At 70.5% G+C, this 15969-nt stretch carries 10 protein-coding genes; 3 read left to right on the forward strand and 7 right to left on the reverse strand.

The features are described 5' to 3' along the window. Nucleotides 1-12: 12 nt before the first annotated feature. From AB1L88_RS20045 to AB1L88_RS20055, 3 genes are all read right to left on the reverse strand, one after another. Nucleotides 13-1605 (reverse strand): FAD-dependent oxidoreductase, encoded by a 1593-nt coding sequence (locus AB1L88_RS20045; RefSeq protein WP_367098468.1) that lies wholly within the window; start codon nucleotides 1603-1605, stop codon nucleotides 13-15. Between the two features lie 71 nt (nucleotides 1606-1676). Then, complete coding sequence (locus AB1L88_RS20050; RefSeq protein ID WP_367098469.1) at nucleotides 1677-3380, reverse strand: SpoIIE family protein phosphatase; 1704 nt, start codon at nucleotides 3378-3380, stop codon at nucleotides 1677-1679. 175 nt (nucleotides 3381-3555) lie between these two features. Then, nucleotides 3556-5253: a protein kinase gene (locus tag AB1L88_RS20055; RefSeq protein ID WP_367098470.1), complete on the reverse strand. Its 1698-nt coding sequence runs from the start codon at nucleotides 5251-5253 to the stop codon at nucleotides 3556-3558. A gap of 399 nt (nucleotides 5254-5652) precedes the next feature. Here AB1L88_RS20055 and AB1L88_RS20060 point away from each other — a divergent pair, with 399 nt between their 5' ends. Then, nucleotides 5653-6405: a hypothetical protein gene (locus AB1L88_RS20060; protein WP_367098471.1), complete on the forward strand. Its 753-nt coding sequence runs from the start codon at nucleotides 5653-5655 to the stop codon at nucleotides 6403-6405. A gap of 39 nt (nucleotides 6406-6444) precedes the next feature. On the opposite strand, the gene AB1L88_RS20065 is transcribed toward AB1L88_RS20060, so the two are convergent. The 3 genes from AB1L88_RS20065 to AB1L88_RS20075 form a co-directional block, all read right to left on the reverse strand. Continuing rightward, on the reverse strand, nucleotides 6445-7860 hold the full coding sequence (locus tag AB1L88_RS20065) for a multiheme c-type cytochrome (protein ID WP_367098472.1): 1416 nt from the start codon (nucleotides 7858-7860) through the stop codon (nucleotides 6445-6447). Continuing rightward, complete coding sequence (locus AB1L88_RS20070; protein WP_367098473.1) at nucleotides 7860-9473, reverse strand: prenyltransferase/squalene oxidase repeat-containing protein; 1614 nt, start codon at nucleotides 9471-9473, stop codon at nucleotides 7860-7862. The genes AB1L88_RS20065 and AB1L88_RS20070 overlap by 1 nt, the downstream gene beginning before the upstream one ends. A 158-nt stretch (nucleotides 9474-9631) precedes the next feature. Next, nucleotides 9632-12301 carry a pitrilysin family protein gene (locus AB1L88_RS20075; protein WP_367098474.1) on the reverse strand — a complete coding sequence of 890 codons (2670 nt, stop codon included), beginning with the start codon at nucleotides 12299-12301 and terminating at the stop codon, nucleotides 9632-9634. A gap of 396 nt (nucleotides 12302-12697) precedes the next feature. On the opposite strand from AB1L88_RS20075, the gene AB1L88_RS20080 reads away from it, so the two are divergent. Together AB1L88_RS20080 and AB1L88_RS20085 are read left to right on the forward strand one after the other, a co-directional pair. Further along, the gene (locus tag AB1L88_RS20080) at nucleotides 12698-13861 is read left to right on the forward strand and encodes a protein phosphatase 2C domain-containing protein (RefSeq protein WP_367098475.1); all 1164 of its coding nucleotides are present in this window, start codon (nucleotides 12698-12700) and stop codon (nucleotides 13859-13861) included. A 119-nt stretch (nucleotides 13862-13980) separates the two neighbouring features. Beyond that, nucleotides 13981-15186, forward strand: a complete 1206-nt coding sequence (locus tag AB1L88_RS20085; RefSeq protein WP_367098476.1) for an aminotransferase class I/II-fold pyridoxal phosphate-dependent enzyme — start codon at nucleotides 13981-13983, stop codon at nucleotides 15184-15186. A 142-nt stretch (nucleotides 15187-15328) separates the two neighbouring features. Here the strand turns inward: AB1L88_RS20085 and AB1L88_RS20090 are convergent, their stop codons facing one another. Next, on the reverse strand, nucleotides 15329-15766 hold the full coding sequence (locus tag AB1L88_RS20090; RefSeq protein WP_367098477.1) for a CBS domain-containing protein: 438 nt from the start codon (nucleotides 15764-15766) through the stop codon (nucleotides 15329-15331). Nucleotides 15767-15969 lie beyond the last annotated feature (203 nt).

Raw genomic sequence — 15969 nt, forward strand, 5'->3', positions numbered from 1 at the left:
AGGCGGTCAGGATCAGGATTCGGGCGTGGCGAAGCGGCCGACGAGGGCCCGGGCGGTCCGGAGCCCGTCGACGGCGGCGCTGACGATCCCCCCGGCGTAGCCGGCCCCCTCGCCGCAGGGATACAGCCCGGCGACGGTCGGGCTCTCGCGGGAGTCCGGATCGCGGGGGATGCGAACGGGGGAGCTGCCACGGGCCTCGGGGCCGGTCAGGGTCGCTCCCTTGAGGAAGAGGCCGCGGAAGGAGCGGTCGAACTGGGGCAGGCCGCGCTCCAACGCGGCCAGCACGACCGGGGGCAGGAACAGGGCGAGGTCGGTCGAGACGGTCCCACGGGGGTAGCTGCTGGGAAGCGATCCCGTGCTGGCCCGGCCGGCGAAGAAGTCGCGGACGGCCTGGATCGGTGCGGTGTAGGACCGGCCGCCGATCAGGTAGGCCGCCCGCTCGGCCCGCTGCTGGAAGTGGATGCCGGCCAGGGGGTGCGCCGAGCCGACGTCCTGGGCGCCGATCGTCATGACGATCCCGCTGTTGGCGAAGGGGGAGTCGTGCCGGCTCTCGCTCATGCCGTTCGTGCAGAAGTAGCCGGGCTCGGCCACCGATCCCATCACGTAGCCGCCGGCGCACATGCAGAAGGTGAACAGGTCGCGATCGCCGGCCCGGGTGGCCAGCTCGTAGTCGGCGGCGCCGAGGGCCGGGTGCCCGGCCGAGGGGCCGTAGCGGGCGCGGTCGATCGATTCCTGCGGCTGCTCGATCCGGACGCCGAACTGGAAGGGCTTGAAGGCGATCGGGACGCCGCGACGCAGGAGCATCTGATACGTGTCCCGGGCGCTGTGGCCGGTCGCGAGCACGGCGACGTCGGCCGGGATGTGCCCGGAGCTGGTCATCAGGCCGCGGAGGCGGCCGTCGACCAGGTCGAGATCCTCGACGCGGCAGGAGAAGCGGACCTCCCCGCCGGCCTCCTCGATCTTGCGGCGCAGCGTCCGGACGATCAAGGGGAGCCGGTTCGAGCCGAGGTGCGGCCGGTGTTCGTAGACGACCGAGGGCTTGCCGTGGCAGTCGGCCACGACTTCGAGGATGCGGCGGACGTCGGGGCCGCTGCCCCGGGAGGTGAGCTTCCCGTCGCTGAAGGTGCCGGCCCCGCCCTCGCCGAACAGGTAATTGCTCTCGGGATCGACGGCGCCGCCGTGGTCGAAGGTCCGGACGTCGGCCACGCGATCCTTCACGGCCCGGCCCCGCTCCAGCACGAGCGGCCGGTAGCCGCTGATCGCCAGGAAGTAGGCGGCGAATAACCCGGCCGGGCCCGAGCCGACGACGACCGGCCGGTGCCGGATCGGCTCCGCGCCCGGCTCGGGCCAATCGAACCGCTCGGGGGTGTAGGGCGAGAGGCCGGAGCCGGCGAGCGAGGCCTCTGCGCCGGGGTCGGCCAGCTCGACCTCGGCGGAGTAGACGAAGCGGATGTCGTCTCGGCGGCGGGCGTCGAGGCTCTTGCGGAGGATCCGCCATCGGCTGATGTCGGCCGGCCCGACGCCGAGCCGGGAGGCCAGGTGATCGACCAGGGCCGACTCGTCCTCACCCAGGGGGGTCGAGATGTTGGCAACGCGGAGCGACATGGGATCGGTTGGGCTTCGATGTTCGGGGGGGAGAGGTCTCGGAACGGCCACGGCCGGGGGACGGGACGCGATCAGACGCGGCCGAAGCAGATCATGGTCATGTCGTCGGCCTGGGGTTCGCCGGTGGAGAACTCCCGGATCTCCTGGAGGATGGCGCGGCCGACGGCCTCGGGGGTGCCGGACAGCTCGGCGAGCCTCGTGTTGAGGCGGGGCTTGTCGACGGAGTGGTAGATCTCGTCCTGGGGGCTGCGGGCGTCGGTGATGCCGTCGGAGTAGATGACGACGATGTCGCCGCGCTCGAGCTGGACCTCGGCCTGCTGGTAGGGGAAGTCGGGCAGGATGCCGAGCGGGAGCCCGGAGACGTCCACCCCGTGCTCCTCGACCCGGCCGTCGGCGCGTCGGATCAGGACGGGGAGGTGCCCGGCCGAGCTGAGGGTCAGCTTGCCGCGTTCGAGGTCGAGGACCGAGAGGCTCAGGGTGATGAATTTCTCCTCGAGCCCGGCCTCGCAGAGCTGGTCGTTGAGGATGGTGACGGCCGGGGCGGGGGCGTTCTCGGTGAGGATGCAGTAGCGCGTGTTGCCGGAGAACTTGGCCATCATCAGGGCCGCGGGGATCCCCTTGCCCGAGACGTCGGCCAGGGCGATCCCGAGCCGGTTGCCGGGCAGGGGGACGAAGTCGTAGTAGTCTCCGCCGACGTTGTTGGCGGCGTGGTAATAGGCGAAGAACTCGTAGCCGGGGATCTTCGGCTCGGACTCGGGCAGGAAGCTGATCTGGACCTGCTCGGCGAGGCGGAGGTCGCGATTGACGCGCTCTTGCTTCAGCATGTCCTCGTACATGCGGGCGTTCTGGATGGCGATGGCCGACTGGCAGGCGACGGCGGCCAGCAGGTCGAGGTCCTCCTGCTGGAACTGCCGGGCCGAGGTGGTGTCGAGCTGGATGATGCCGATGGCCTGGCCGTCGGGGGTGAGCAACGGGGCGCACATGACCGACCGGATCTTCAGGTCGGCGATGGAGGCTGCGACCGGCAGGTTGGCGTCGTTGCCGGCGTCCTGGCTGAGGACGGCCTGCTTGTGGTCGAGCACGTGATTGACGATCGACCGGCTGATGTTCATCGGCGGCTCGTCGTCCTTGGAGTGCCCCTGCTGCAGGCGCTGCAGGCCGGCCCGAGAGGGGCGGAGCTGCCGGTGCTTGAAGGCCTTGCGCAGGAGGCGGCCGGTCGGCGGGTCCTTGAGGATCAGGAAGGCGCGCTCGGCCGTGGGGAAGATCTCGAAGAGGGTGTCGAGCACCTTGGGGGCGACGGCGTCGATCTTGACGGTGCTGGAGAGGTTCCGGGTGATGTCGAGCACGGCCTCGAGCTTGCGCTCGGCCGAGACCCGGGTGCCGCCGCTGGAGGTGGAGGAGGCGTCGAGCGTGTGGATGGTCGACGCCCCCCCGTGATCGGTGACGATCACCTCGGAGGCGTCGGACTCGGGCGGGGCCATGCGGGTCAGGTAGACGAACTCGACGTCGCAGATGTTGATCCGGTCGCCGGGGTTCAGCGACAGGCGCTGCCAGGGGGGGACGACCTGATTGTTCAGCTTCGTCGTGTTCCGGGAGCCGAGGTCCTCCAGGTAGTATTTGCCCGAGTCGACGCCGATCTGCGCGTGGCGGCGGCTGACGCCCTGCGGGTCGAGCACCAGATTGCAATCCGGGGCGCGGCCGATCAGGAACGCCTCCTCCTTGAGGTCGATGCACTGACCGCGCTGCTCGCCGTTCTCTCTGCGGAGGAATGGCATCGCGGGAAAACTCCGAAGACCTTGACCTGGGACCGTGTCGTGAAGGTGCGAGCGGGAGAACGAAGGAACAGGAACAGGAACGGGAACGGGGCGGAGCCGGGTCGCGTCGAGGGACACCAGTCCTTCGGGGACCGGCCCCGATCCGATACGATCGCGAGCGGCCCGGGGTTCAGGATCAGGGGCGGGCCTGGGGGCGGCGTCGCCCGGGTTCGAAGCGCTCGGCGGGGTCGAGGGTGACGACCCGGAGCGCCTGCAGGAGATCGTCTCGGACGTTGGCCCACTGGGGCGTCAAGGGGCCCGCTCCGGGGCCGCTCCGGGCCCACTCGGCCACCTCGAGCGCCAGCTCGGCCAGGGCGGGGTCGAGGTACGACGGCGCCGGGGCCCGGGCGGTCAGGTGCTCGAGGGCGAGGTCGGGCCGGTCTTCGAGGGCGCTCGACGCGGCCCGGCAGATGTCGGCCAGGCGGAGGCGCTGGGGGCCGGCCCCGGGATCGGCCTCGAGCGAGTCGGCCAGGGCGACCAGGCCGAGGTGGTCGAGGCGGTCGAACAGGGAGCGGGCCAGGTGCGTGTAGGCGGCCGACGCCTGGGGCTCGGCCCCCCGGAAGTGGCCGGGGACCGCGAGCAGGGCGGCCGATCGCTCCGAAGGGCGGGCGAGGAGCTGCGCGTAGCGGAGTTGATCCTGCGCCGTGGCCTGCTTCGGGATCGACTCCCAGCCGGGGGCCATCCAGAGGGCCGGCGGGCCGGTCGGGGCGCCTCCCCCCGAGAGCAGGTCGCCGGGGCGGGCCGACCAGCCGGCCGCCGCCCCCACGAGCAGGCCGAGCGCCCCGAGCATTGCCAGCGTGCCGCCTCCGAGCCGGGCCCGGCCGATCGCCCCGGCGGCGCGTCGCAGGATCGACGGCCCCGGAGGATCGGCGGAGGCGGGCGCGGAGGGGGCGACGGCCGAGGGTTCGAGGGCCGGGAGGGTCGGGATCGACCGGGTGGTGGCGACGATCCCCTTGAGCCGGACGAGTTCGCGGTCGAGCTCGGCGGCGGATTGGTAGCGGTCCTCCGGTTTCTTGGCCATGAGCTTCATGACCATCTTCGTCAGCTCGGGGGGCAGGTCGGGCCGGTGGACGGCCAGGTCGATCGGCTGCTCCTGCAGGTGTTTCAGGGCGACCGCCACGGCCGTCTCGGCGCGGAACGGTGGCGCCCCGGCGAGCATGTGGTAGAAGGTCACCCCCATCGAATAGAGGTCGCTGCGAGGGTCGAGGCCCAGGCCCCGGACCTGCTCCGGGCTCATGTACATGGGGGTGCCGAGGGTGACGCCCTCCTGCGTCAGGTGGAGGGCCTCGTCTCCCTGCTCGCGGCAGAGGCCGAAATCGGCCACCTTGACCTGCCCCTTGCGGGTCAGCATCAGGTTCTCGGGCTTGATGTCGCGGTGGATCAGGCCCAGCTCCCCGGCGGCGGTCATGGCCTGGCAGGTCTGACGCATGATCGAGAAGGCCAGGGGGAGCTCGACCGTCCCTTTCTTGCGGAGGTATTCCCGGAGGTTGGTCCCCTGCACGTACTCCATGGCGATGAAGTGCAGGTCGCCGGACCGGCCGAGGGTGTACACCTGGACGATGTTCGGATGATTTAAGCGGGCCACCGCGGTGGCCTCGATCTCGAACCGGCCCAGATACGTGGGATTGGACGCCAGGTCGGCGCGAAGGACCTTCACGGCCACCGGCCGGTTCAGGCCTTGCTGGTGGGCGAGGTACACCTCTCCCATGCCCCCCCGGCCGATCAGGCGATCGACCAGGAACTCGCCGCCGAGCAACTGGCCGATGAGGTCTCGCGAAGCCTCGCCGGACGACGAGGAATGGTCCCATCCGGTGGTCGTCTCGGAATCACTCATTGGTCCGCCCGGACTCCGTGAGGTTCGACCGATACCCCGGTGGGTTGACGCGACGTTTGAACGACGATCCGACCAGTGTAGTGACCGCCTGACCCCCCTGCAAACAGGAAAACGGACATGCAGGCACGTCCCGGCCGCCCGACCCACGCCATCGGCACGGACCCCTGGGTGCTCCGGGGGATTGGGGAAGCCTTGATTGGGGGATCCAGTGCGATGATGCAACCAGGCAGCATCGCCGAGGGGGTCGGGGCGGGGCGACCCGGGGAGATGCCCCTCGCCGCGGGCCAGAGGGGCGGGGTAGAATAGGCGTGATTGAATCGAGCGGTCTGCTCCTGGCCGATCCCGAGGCGTGGGGATGACGAAGCAGGCCCGGAGTTCTCGACCCGGGAGGTTTCCGAGATGACTCGCAACAGGCTCCGGGGCGTGATCCTGGGAATCGCCGTGGTCGGCCTGCTGGCGCTGGGGGCGTCGGCGAGCCGCGCCCAGGTCCCCTTCGCGGGGGCGGGGGCGATGGCCGGCTTCAACGCCCCGCAGTTCCGGCCGGGCGGAGGCGAATGGGCCCGGGTCGTGACCGCGACGCCCAAGTGGATCGTGCTCGAGAATGCGGCCGGCCAGCAGTTCCCGGTGTCGTTCAACGCCATCGAGGTCTTCGTCATCCGATGGCCGGCGAATCCGAGGATGGCCTCCCCCGGGACCCTGGCCGAGGTCACGGGCATCGACCTGATGAACGGCAGCGTCGTGGCCGGCCACGTGGACCTGTTCGAGGGGTCGGCCCGGGCCCTGGTGACGCCGACCTCGCTGGTGATGACCGGGTATCCCCGGGCATTGGGGCGGAACAACCTGTTTCAGATGAACGTCTTCGGCCGCTACTCGATGATCCCCGGAGAGGAGTGGATGCCGCAGCGTCGCCATCTGGTCGGGGCCTTGATCGCCGGCAACCCGATCGTGATCGCCCCGCCGAGGGGGCCGTCGTCGACGGTCGTCCCGGGAACGGGTGGGATGTCGGTCACCCAGGTCACGATCGGGTCGCCGTCGTTCGTCCGGCCCGGCGACCTGGTCTGGTACCTGCCCGTCAACGCCACGCCGCAGACGCTGGCGGTCGGTCGCCTCGTGATCCACAAGACGATCCCGCTGGCCCAGTTCGTCCCCTGATCGGGGCGCGATTGACGACGAGACGGGGGCCGAACCGGGTCACTCGTCGGCCCGATCCGCCTGCCGATCCGGGGTCCCGGGACCGGCCGGAGGGAGGTCGCGTTGGACCCGGATGTGGTGGTCGGTGAACGTCGTGTTCCGCATCGAGCTTTCCCGGGGCGGCATGTGGCAGGAGACGCAGCCCCCGGTCGGCTCGATCGGGCAGAGGGTCCGGGCGACCGACGGGATCGGGCCCGCCGACTCGGCGGGAGGATCGGCCGGACGCCCCCCGGAGTGGCAGGAGAGGCAGACGGTCTCGTAATGCGCCGGGTCCGTCTCGACGTCCCGATGGGGGTTGTGGCAACTGACGCAATCGAACGCGGCCGGCGCGGGTGACCGGGTATAGCAGGCGCTCCTGACGAATGTCGTCGCCTGGAACCGGACCAGCAGGGGGCTGCTTGAGGCCTCCAGCGGGCCGGTGTCGGAACTCCGGTGGCAATCGCCGCAGAGGTAGATCACCTGATCGGCGGAGGCCAGCCGGGGGCGGGCGATGGCCGGCTCGGAGAAGCCGGCCGCGACGGCCGCCACGTGATTCCCTCCGGGGCCGTGGCAGCGTTCGCACCCGATCCCGCCCTCGACGACCGTCAGCCGTGCCGGCGCGTCGGCGGGTTCGACGCGGGTGGTGTGGCAGCTCAGGCAACTCTCCTGCTCGTGGGCGGGGAGCGTCCGGCCGAGGAATTCGGACGGGAGGCCCGGGCGGGGGGCATGGCCGGTCGTGAGATCCCAGCCGACCCCCCCGGCGTAGTACGAGAGCCGGAGCTCGACGACGTTGCCGAGCGGGTCGATCCCGACCGGGGTGGTCCCGTGGTGCCCCGATCCCATCAGGTGCGAGAGGACCATCGCGAACCGCTCCCCCTCGACCTCGGTCTCGACGAGGATCTGATCGCCTTCCCGCCGGAAGGAATGCCGCACCGCGGGGACCTCGGGGTCGGCGATGGGGCCGTCCGGCAGGGGGAGCTGGCCCAGCTCCGAGCGGTCGGCGAAGGTCAGGGCGTGGTGGCTGGAGCGCTGGTCGTGGCCGATCTCGGCATGGCAGGAGACGCAACGCGCCGAGCCGACGTGCGGGGCCGGTTCGGTGCGCATCGGGTCGTCGACGAACCCGAGCGACCGGGCCTCGGCCAGCGCGGCTTCCGCGGTGGGACGATCCAGGCGCTGCAAGGCGGCCCGGCTGATGAGCCAGTGGGCCTCGGCATCGGGCCGGAGCCTGGCGGCGAGGGTTTCCCAGGCCAGCTCGGCCGCCCCCTGTTCGAGTTGCGACCGGGCGATCGCCAGCGAATCGGGGTCGGGAGGGGCGTCGGCGGCCGGGTCAGGCCCCGGGATCGACCACCAGGCCCCCAGTCCCAGGACCACGGCCGCTAACACCGTCGCGAGCAAGGCCCGCCCTCCTCGGACGGGACCGGAGCGTTCCGTGGTCATCAGTCGGCCGCGTCGTCGGAGGGGAGTGGAGGGGGAGGGCTCATCGGGCGGAGGTCGCGTTCCTGATAGAGCGGAAGGTAACGATAATAGACTTCGAGGGTGAGGATGGACAAGCAGGTGGTGTAATGGCGTCCGGCGTTGCGGCCCCAGCGGTCGGGCTGGGGGCTGTTCGGGTCCCAGCTCCCGCGGTCGCAGCCGTCCCCCTTGGTCTGGTTGGCGATCAGGCCCTCTCGGATCCGGGTGTTCCAGCGTTCCCAGGGCGTGCCCCCCAGGTTGTGGAGCAACTGGGTGGCGTAGTACCAGTAGTAGATGTTGCGGTCGCCGGAGGTCATCAGGTCCTGGAAGACCTGGGCCGCCCCGGTCCGCAGGGCGGGGGTCGAGCGTTTCCAGCCGAGGTACTGGCGGCAGAGCAAGGCCTCGGCGGTCATCACCGGGCTGGGCTTGCGGCCGGGCATGTAGCCGTAGGTCGCCCCGGTCGGGTCGGACGCGGCGCCGTCGAGGTAGCGTCGGCAGCCGACGACCACGTGATCGGGGAGTTTGATCCCCGCCAGCGAGGCGCTGCGCAGGGCGAGCATCTGCCAGCCGAAGACGGACGTATCCCCGGCGTCTCCCGGCTGATAGCGCCAGCCGCCGTCCTGCTGGTTCTGGGCCATGATGATGAAGCGGATCGCCCGCTGAGCGGGTTCGAGCAGCTCGAGGTCTCGGGAGACACCATACGCCTCGCACAGGGCCATCGTGGCGATGGCGTGGCTGTACATCCGGGTGTTCCCTTCGCCGCCGAGGTACAGTTCTCCATTGGCCTGCTGAGCGCCCTTGAGCCAGGTCAGGCCGCGGTCGATGCTGGTCTGATAGCGCCCCGGCTCGACGTGCGAATGCCCGGCGCCGAGCATCGGGAGCAGGGCCAGGCCGGTCGCGGCCGTGTCGGAGATCATCTGATCGTTGCCGGGGCACGGGCCTTCGGTGCAATGCGGGGCACAGTTCAGGGACCAGTTGCCCGCCGGCCCTTGATGCCGAAGGAGCCATTGCAAGCCGCGTTCGACGGCCTCCTCCGATTCCGCGGTCCCCCCTTCTCGGCGGAGCAAGGCGGCCTTCATGGCGGCGCTCCGGCCCGAAAAGGGGGCAATCTGCGCCTGGCTGCCGAGCTGGGTCGCCAGCGGAGCCTCGCCCAGCTTCAGGCGATCGGGGCGTTCGACGACCAGGTCCAGCGGGCTCGATTGCAACGACGGCCCGAACCGGGTGGCCAGCTCGGGCACGTTGACGAGATCGGGGTCGATCGCCGTCGGGTCGATCGGCAAGGAAGGGGTCGGGTCGTCGAGCCGGGTGAAGGGGTCGCCCGACCGGTCGAGCCTGTCGAGGGTGGTCAGGTCGTCGGTGAGCTGGTCGGCCATGCTGGCCTCGAAGCCGGGCCCGCCGCCGCCCGGGTCGGTGATCGGCCCCCAGAACGCGAGGATGGCGATGAGGATGACCAGGACCAGGTGGGTCAGGAGGCTGGCCGACCAGGGGGTGAGGTCGTCGGTCCAGGCCGGCGGGTTCCGGTCGAGGCGGAGGAGGGCCCGACGCAAGGCGACCCGAGATCGGCGGAGGATTCGAAACCGCTTGGCTCGGGTCGGCATCGCTCGCTCCGCTGGGCCTCTCTCGGATCCGGCCGTCCTCAATCAAGGGCTCGTCACGAATTGTAGCGCGCCGGGCCAGCGAACCCGACGGGTCGGCCGGCCGGGCTCGCCGGACGCCCGAGGTTCCAAGAGGAACGACGACGCCGATCGCGATTTATTCAAGGCGCCTCGACCCGATCGACGGGGCCCCAGCCGAGGGCCTCGAGCGGCCCGAGGACGTCGTCGGCATCGGCCACCACGACCGCCACCAAGCCCTCCGGGTGCAGCCGACGCGCGGCGGCCCGGGCCATCGAGTCGAGGCTGACGGCGGCCAGTCGCCCCGCGAACGTGGCGTGGTGGTCGGCCGGGAAGCCGTGCAGGAACAGGCTCGCGAAGCGCGAGACGAGGTCCGAGGGGGTCTCGAAGTGCCGGGCGTGCCCTTCGAGCAGGCTTCGCCGGGCGTCGTCGAGCTCCCGGTCCGACGGGGGCCGATCGCCGAGCAGGAGCTCGATCTCCCGGGCGATTTCCCCGACCGCCTCGGCGGCGCGGTCGCTCTGCACGGCGGCCGAGACGGTGAACGGCCCGGCCCCCCGGCGGGCGTCGAAGGCGCTCCGGACGCCGTAGGTGATGCCCCGCTTCTCGCGGAGCGACTCGTTGAGCCGGGACGAGAACTGGCCGCCGAGGATCTGGTTCAGGACGATCGTGTCGAGGTAATCGTCCTCGCGGCGATGCAGGCCGATCTGCCCGACCCGGACGCTCGCCTGCGGGGCGTCGGGCCGGTCGACCAGGATGATCCGGCGGCGGGCGGCCGGGGCCGGGGCGATGGGGGGGATCGGCTCGGGGGCCGTCCCGGACCAGTCGCCGAGGCGATAGTCGAGCTGCCGGGCGATCGCCTCGGGGTCGATGTCTCCGGCGACGATCCAGGCCGACCCGGCCGGCCGATATCGCTCGGCGTGGAACTGATGCAGTTGCCCCCGGTCGAGCCGATCGACGGTCTCGGCCGTCCCGTCGGCCGGGACCCGATAGGGGTGATCGGCCCCGAACAGGGCGCGGAGCAGCGTGAGGGCCGCGACCGTCTCGGCCCGGTCGCGGCGGGCCCGGAGCGCGGCGAGCGACTGGTGCCGGATGCGGTCCCACTCGGGTTCCGGGAAGGTCGGGTTGCGGAGGATGTCGATCGCCAGGTCGAGGCTGGCGTCGAGGTTGGCGGTCAAGGATCTCAGGCCGACGTAGGAACCGTCCCAGCCGGCCGTCGCCCAGATGCTGGTCGCGATCGATTCGGCCGCTCGGGCCAGGTCGAGGGCCGACCGCGAGGCCGTCCCCTCGTCGAGCATCGCCGCGGTCAGGCTGGCCAGGCCGGCCCGGTCGGGGGGGACGACCCCCGCCCCCCCGGGGATCGCGAGGCTGGCGGTGACGACCGGCAGGTCGCGCCTCGGGATCGCCCAGAGCTCGGCCCCGCACGCGAGGGTCAGACGCTCGGGGACCGGAGGACGAAACGGGACGGGAGTGGCGGCGGTCGGCGCCTGATCGCGTCTGATCGGCTCGGCAACGGCCGGTTGGGAGCGGCCGAGGACGACCAGTTCGACCCGGGGAGGCTTCGAATCGCCCCCGCCGCGGAGGAATCGCCGGACGACCTCGGCCACCTGATCGGGGGTGACCCGGGCGAAGCGGTCGAAGTCGGACGTGATCCGGCCCGGGTCGCCGAGGTAGGTGTTGTAGGCGTTGAGCCGATCAGCCACGCCGCCGAAGCCGCCGATCGACTCCAGGGCGTAGACGAGGGAGCCGAGCCGGCCAGTCCGGACCCGAGTCAGGTCGTCGGGATCGACCCGCAGGGCGAGGGCCGATAACTCCTCGTCGATCAGGTCGCGGGCGGCCTCCCACGACCGACCGGGCCGGAGCGTGACCATGATGCCGAAGGTGCCGGCCAGCTCCCGACCCGACTGATAGGCCGAGACGTTCTGGGCGAGCTGGGTTTCCAGGACCAGTCGGCGATAGAGGAGGCTCGACCGCCCCCGGGCCAGGAGGTCGGCGGCGAGGCCCAGGGGGGTGTCGTCGGGGTGGAACTGCCGGACGGTGTGCCAGGTCAGGTAGAGTCGGTTCAGCTCGACCCGATCGCGCAGCAAGATCGGATCGCCGGGGGGCGGGGTGACTTCCGGGACCGGGGGGACCATCGCCGGGACGCCCCCCGGGATCGGGTCGAAGTAGCGTTCGGCGAGGGAATAGGCCGCGTCCTCGTCGAGGTCGCCCACCAGGCAGAGGCTGGCGTTGCTCGGCACGTAGAAGCGGCGGAAGAAGGATTCGACCTGGGCCAGGGAGGCCGAGGCGACGTCCTCCATGGCGCCGATGGTCGGCCAGTGGTACGGGTGGTCGGGGGGATAGAGGGCTTCGGGCAGGACTCGGGGGACGCTGCCGTAGGGGCGGTTCGCGTAGTTCTGTCGGTATTCGTTCTGGACGACCCCCTTCTGGATGTCCAGCTTCTCCCCGCTGAGGGCCGGCAGCAGGTGGCCCATGCGGTCCGACTCCATCGCCAGGGCCAGCTCCAGGTGGGCGGTCGGCAGGTCGATGATGTAATTGGTCCGGTCGGGGGAGGTCGAGCCGTTGACGTAGGCCCCTTTCGGCTGGAGCGGCTTGAAGAAATCGCCGGGGAAGTGCTGCGACCCTTCGAACATCAGGTGCTCGAACAGGTGGGCGAAGCCGCGCTGGCCGTGCCGCTCGTTCTTCGAACCGACGTGATACCAGAGGTTTACGGCCACGAGCGGCAGGCGGGGGTCGCGTCGGACGATGACGTCGAGGCCGTTGGACAGGGTGTGCTTCCGGAAGGCGATCTCCGGAGGCCGGGAGAAGGGAGTCATGCCGGATCGGGTCTCGGTCGGGTGGGGCTCGGGCCGTTGCGAGGGGGATCGGGACGGGGAGGGACATCCCGGGTCCCGGGTCGGTCACAATCTCACCTTAGTCGAAGTACTCTTCCGTGCCTACCATGAGACGCGTTACCCTTGAAGAAGACGCAATCCTCTCGAGATCGGGTGGAGCTTGGTCCGATTCCGGTCGGCTGGGGTCTGTTGGGCCGTGGGATCGGTCGGTAAGATCGGCTCAATGCTCGCGGGCGATCATGGATCGACCCGGGCCGGGCCTCGGGGTGGGATGGTCGTCGCGTCCGAGTTGATTGTGTCGTTGAGGAGAACGCCCCCTCGATCGAGGCGCTGCGGCCGACCAGCAGAGTGCGATCGACGAATCAGCGGGAGCCGGTCGTGAACTGGCAAGAGATCATTATCGACGCCGCGGCGACCGACACCGGGATGCGTCGGTCGAATAACCAGGACAGCCATGCGATCGTCCGCGCCAAGACGGTCGAGACCTGGAAGAAACGCGGTCATGTGTTCATGGTCGCCGATGGCATGGGGGCCCACGCCGCCGGGGAGCTGGCCAGCAAGCTCGCCTGCGACAACATCCCCCACAACTTCGCGAAGCTGAAGATCGACAGCCCGGCCGAAGGGCTGACCCGGGCCTATCGCGAGGTCGCCAAGATCATCCATACCAAGGCCTCGGCCAACAAGGATTTCGAGGGGATGGGCACCACCGCCTCGACCCTCGTCCTGCTGCCGGCCGGGGCATTGATCGCCCACGTGGGAGACTCCCGGGTCTACCGCGTCCGCAACGGCTCGATCGAGCAATTGACCTTCGACCACAGCCTGATCTGGGAGCTGATCGAGCGGGGGCACCTGTCTCGCGAGGAGGCGATGAAGTCGGTGCCGAAGAACGTCATCACCCGGAGCCTCGGCCCCGACCCGAACATCGAGGTCGACATCGAGGGGCCGTATCCGGTCGAATCGGGCGACGTCTTCCTGCTCTGCTCGGACGGGCTCTCCGGCCCCGTCGAGGACCCGGAGCTCGGGGCCTTCACCTCGTCCTTCCACCCCGAGGTGGCTTGCAGGTACCTGCTCCACCTCGCGAACCTGCGGGGGGGGCACGACAACATCACCGTGATGGTCGTGCGCACCGGGGCCTGGGACGACCCCGATGACCCTTCGCGGTCGGTCTCGCCCGACGCCGGGGCGGCCGAGGGGGAGAAGAAGGGGAAGGGCTTCTCGCTGGCCGGCCTGAGGAACGCCTTCCAGCGCAAGCCGGCCGAGGACCCGGTGGACGAGAACATCTACGTCACGGCCCCCTGCCCGCTCGACGCCGCCCTGTTCGATCGCCTGGGCGACGACATCCGGCGCGTCCATTCGCTCGCCGTCGAACACGCCTGGCCGGTCGACTGGGCCGAGCTGGCCAGCAGCCGCCAGGAGGCCAAGGCGGCCCGATCCGCCGGCAATGATCGCCTCGCCCTGCGACACCTGGGTGAGGCCATCGTGCGGCTCGGCGTCGCCGGGCGGCTGCACCGCAAGGAGTACGGCCCGATCGGGGCGAAGTGAGCGATCGGGCCTGCATCGAGCCGTCCCGGCCTTGACCGGGCTCGGCCGGTCGCCGTCCCAGATTGCGTCAGTATTGCGTCCGGACCCCTGGATTGAGCCCCTCGAACCGAATCGAGCCGATGGACCCTTCCGACCCCTCGCGCCTCTCTCCCCCCCGGGCCGCCCCGGAGACGATCTGTGCCCGATCGACCCCGCTGCCCCGGTCGTCGTCGCCCCCCCTGGTGCCCGCTCCCCAGTTGAGCGTCGTGTATCGGTTCGAGGGGCTCGACCACGTCGATGCCGTCTACGCGGGGCAGGCAGACGGATTCGTCTATGCGAGGGACGGGCACCCGAATGCCGCGGCCCTGGCCGACCGGGTCGCCGCGCTGGAAGGGGCGGAATCGGCGGCCGTGTATGCCTCGGGGATGGCGGCCACGGCCGCGGTCCTGCTCGCGGAGCTGGGGTCGGGCGATCACATCGCCTTCGCCGAACAGCTTTACGGCAAGACGATCTCGCTGATCGATCGCGAGCTGCGCCGCTTCGGGATCGAGGCGAGCGGCTTCGACGCGACCCGGCCCGAGACGCTCGCCTCCGTGCTGCGCGACCGGACCCGACTGGTGATGGTCGAGACCCTCTCGAACCCGCTGCTCCGCGTCCCGGATCTCCCGAGCCTGGCCGAGATGGCGAACCGGGCCGGCGCGAAGCTGGTGGTCGATCATACGTTCGCCCCCCTGCTCTGCCGCCCGCTGGAGCTGGGGGCCTCGTACGTCGTGCACTCGGGGACGAAGCTGATCGGCGGCCACAGCGACCTGACGCTGGGGCTGGTCGCCGGCCCGGCGGAGGCGATGGACCGGGTGCGGCGGCTCGGGTCGACGTTCGGCCTCTCCGGGAACCCGTTCGAGAGCTGGCTGGCCTGCCGAGGGCTCGCGACCTTGCCCCTTCGGTCGGCACGGTGTTGCGCGACGGCGATGGAACTGGCCGAGCGGCTGGGCCGATCGCCGGCCGTCCGGGCGGTCCATTATCCGGGGTTGCCCGACCACCCGGATCACGACCGGGCCCGATCGCTGCTGCAGGGCGGGTTCGGCGCGATCGTCACCCTCGACCTGGGGGACCGGGGACGGGCCGACGCCTTCATCCGGCACCTGGGCCAGATTCCCTTCGCGCCGAGCCTGGGAGACGTGGCCACGACCCTGAGCCATCCCGCGACGACGAGCCATCGCGGGCAGGAGCCCGAGTTGCTGGCTCGGCACGGGATCACGCCCGGCCTGATCCGGCTCTCGATCGGCCTGGAAGACCCGGCCGACCTCTCGGCCGACCTGGAGCAGGCACTCGCGGCCGTCTCGTGAACCGGACGCCGTCTCGTGAATCGGACGACGAACCTCGCCCATCCCGAGACGAGGAGCCGCCCGGGGGAGACGGGGCGGCAGGAGACGAGACGGGGGATGGGGCGAACTGAGCCGCCACGACGATGGGAGCCCGGGCGACTCGTCAGGCGGGGCCGTAGACGTAATTCATCAGGTTCTTCCGCTCCTCCTCGGCCGATTCATGGAGGAACCGGATCAGGTCGCCGACCGAGACGAGGGCGACGAGGCTCCCGTTCTCGTCGAGGACCGGGAGCTGGCCGATGCTGTGTTCGCTCATGCGGCCCATGGCGTCGTGCACCGATTCGGAGACCGAGCAGGAGACGACCGGCTCGGTCATGACCGAGCGGATCGGCTCGTGGCAGAATTCCTTGCCCTGGTTGTGAATGCCGCGGAGGATGTCCCGCTCGGTGAAGATGCCGACCATCGCGCCGGCCTCGTCGACCACGGGGAGCGAGCCGATATTCTCACGGACCAGGACGTCGACCGCCTCGGAGACGGTCGCGTCGGTGCCGATGGTGATGATGGACCGAGACGTTCCCGACAGGACACTTCGAATGTGCATGATTGACCCTCCTTCGCGAATGGCCCGGGGCGGTGACGGGAATCTCGATCGGAAGTCGAGGACCCGGGCCAGGGAGATTGGAGCGACGCGCAGGGAGACGGGAACAGCATGAATATCTTGAAGCATCCGTGACGGGTGTGCAATACAATTCGCGATCAAATTTCCGGGGTCATGGGCCGACCGCCGCGATGAGTGGTTCGAAT

Origin of the sequence: Tautonia sp. JC769 (genome assembly GCF_040717455.1) — a bacterium.
In the GTDB taxonomy this organism is placed as follows: domain Bacteria; phylum Planctomycetota; class Planctomycetia; order Isosphaerales; family Isosphaeraceae; genus Tautonia.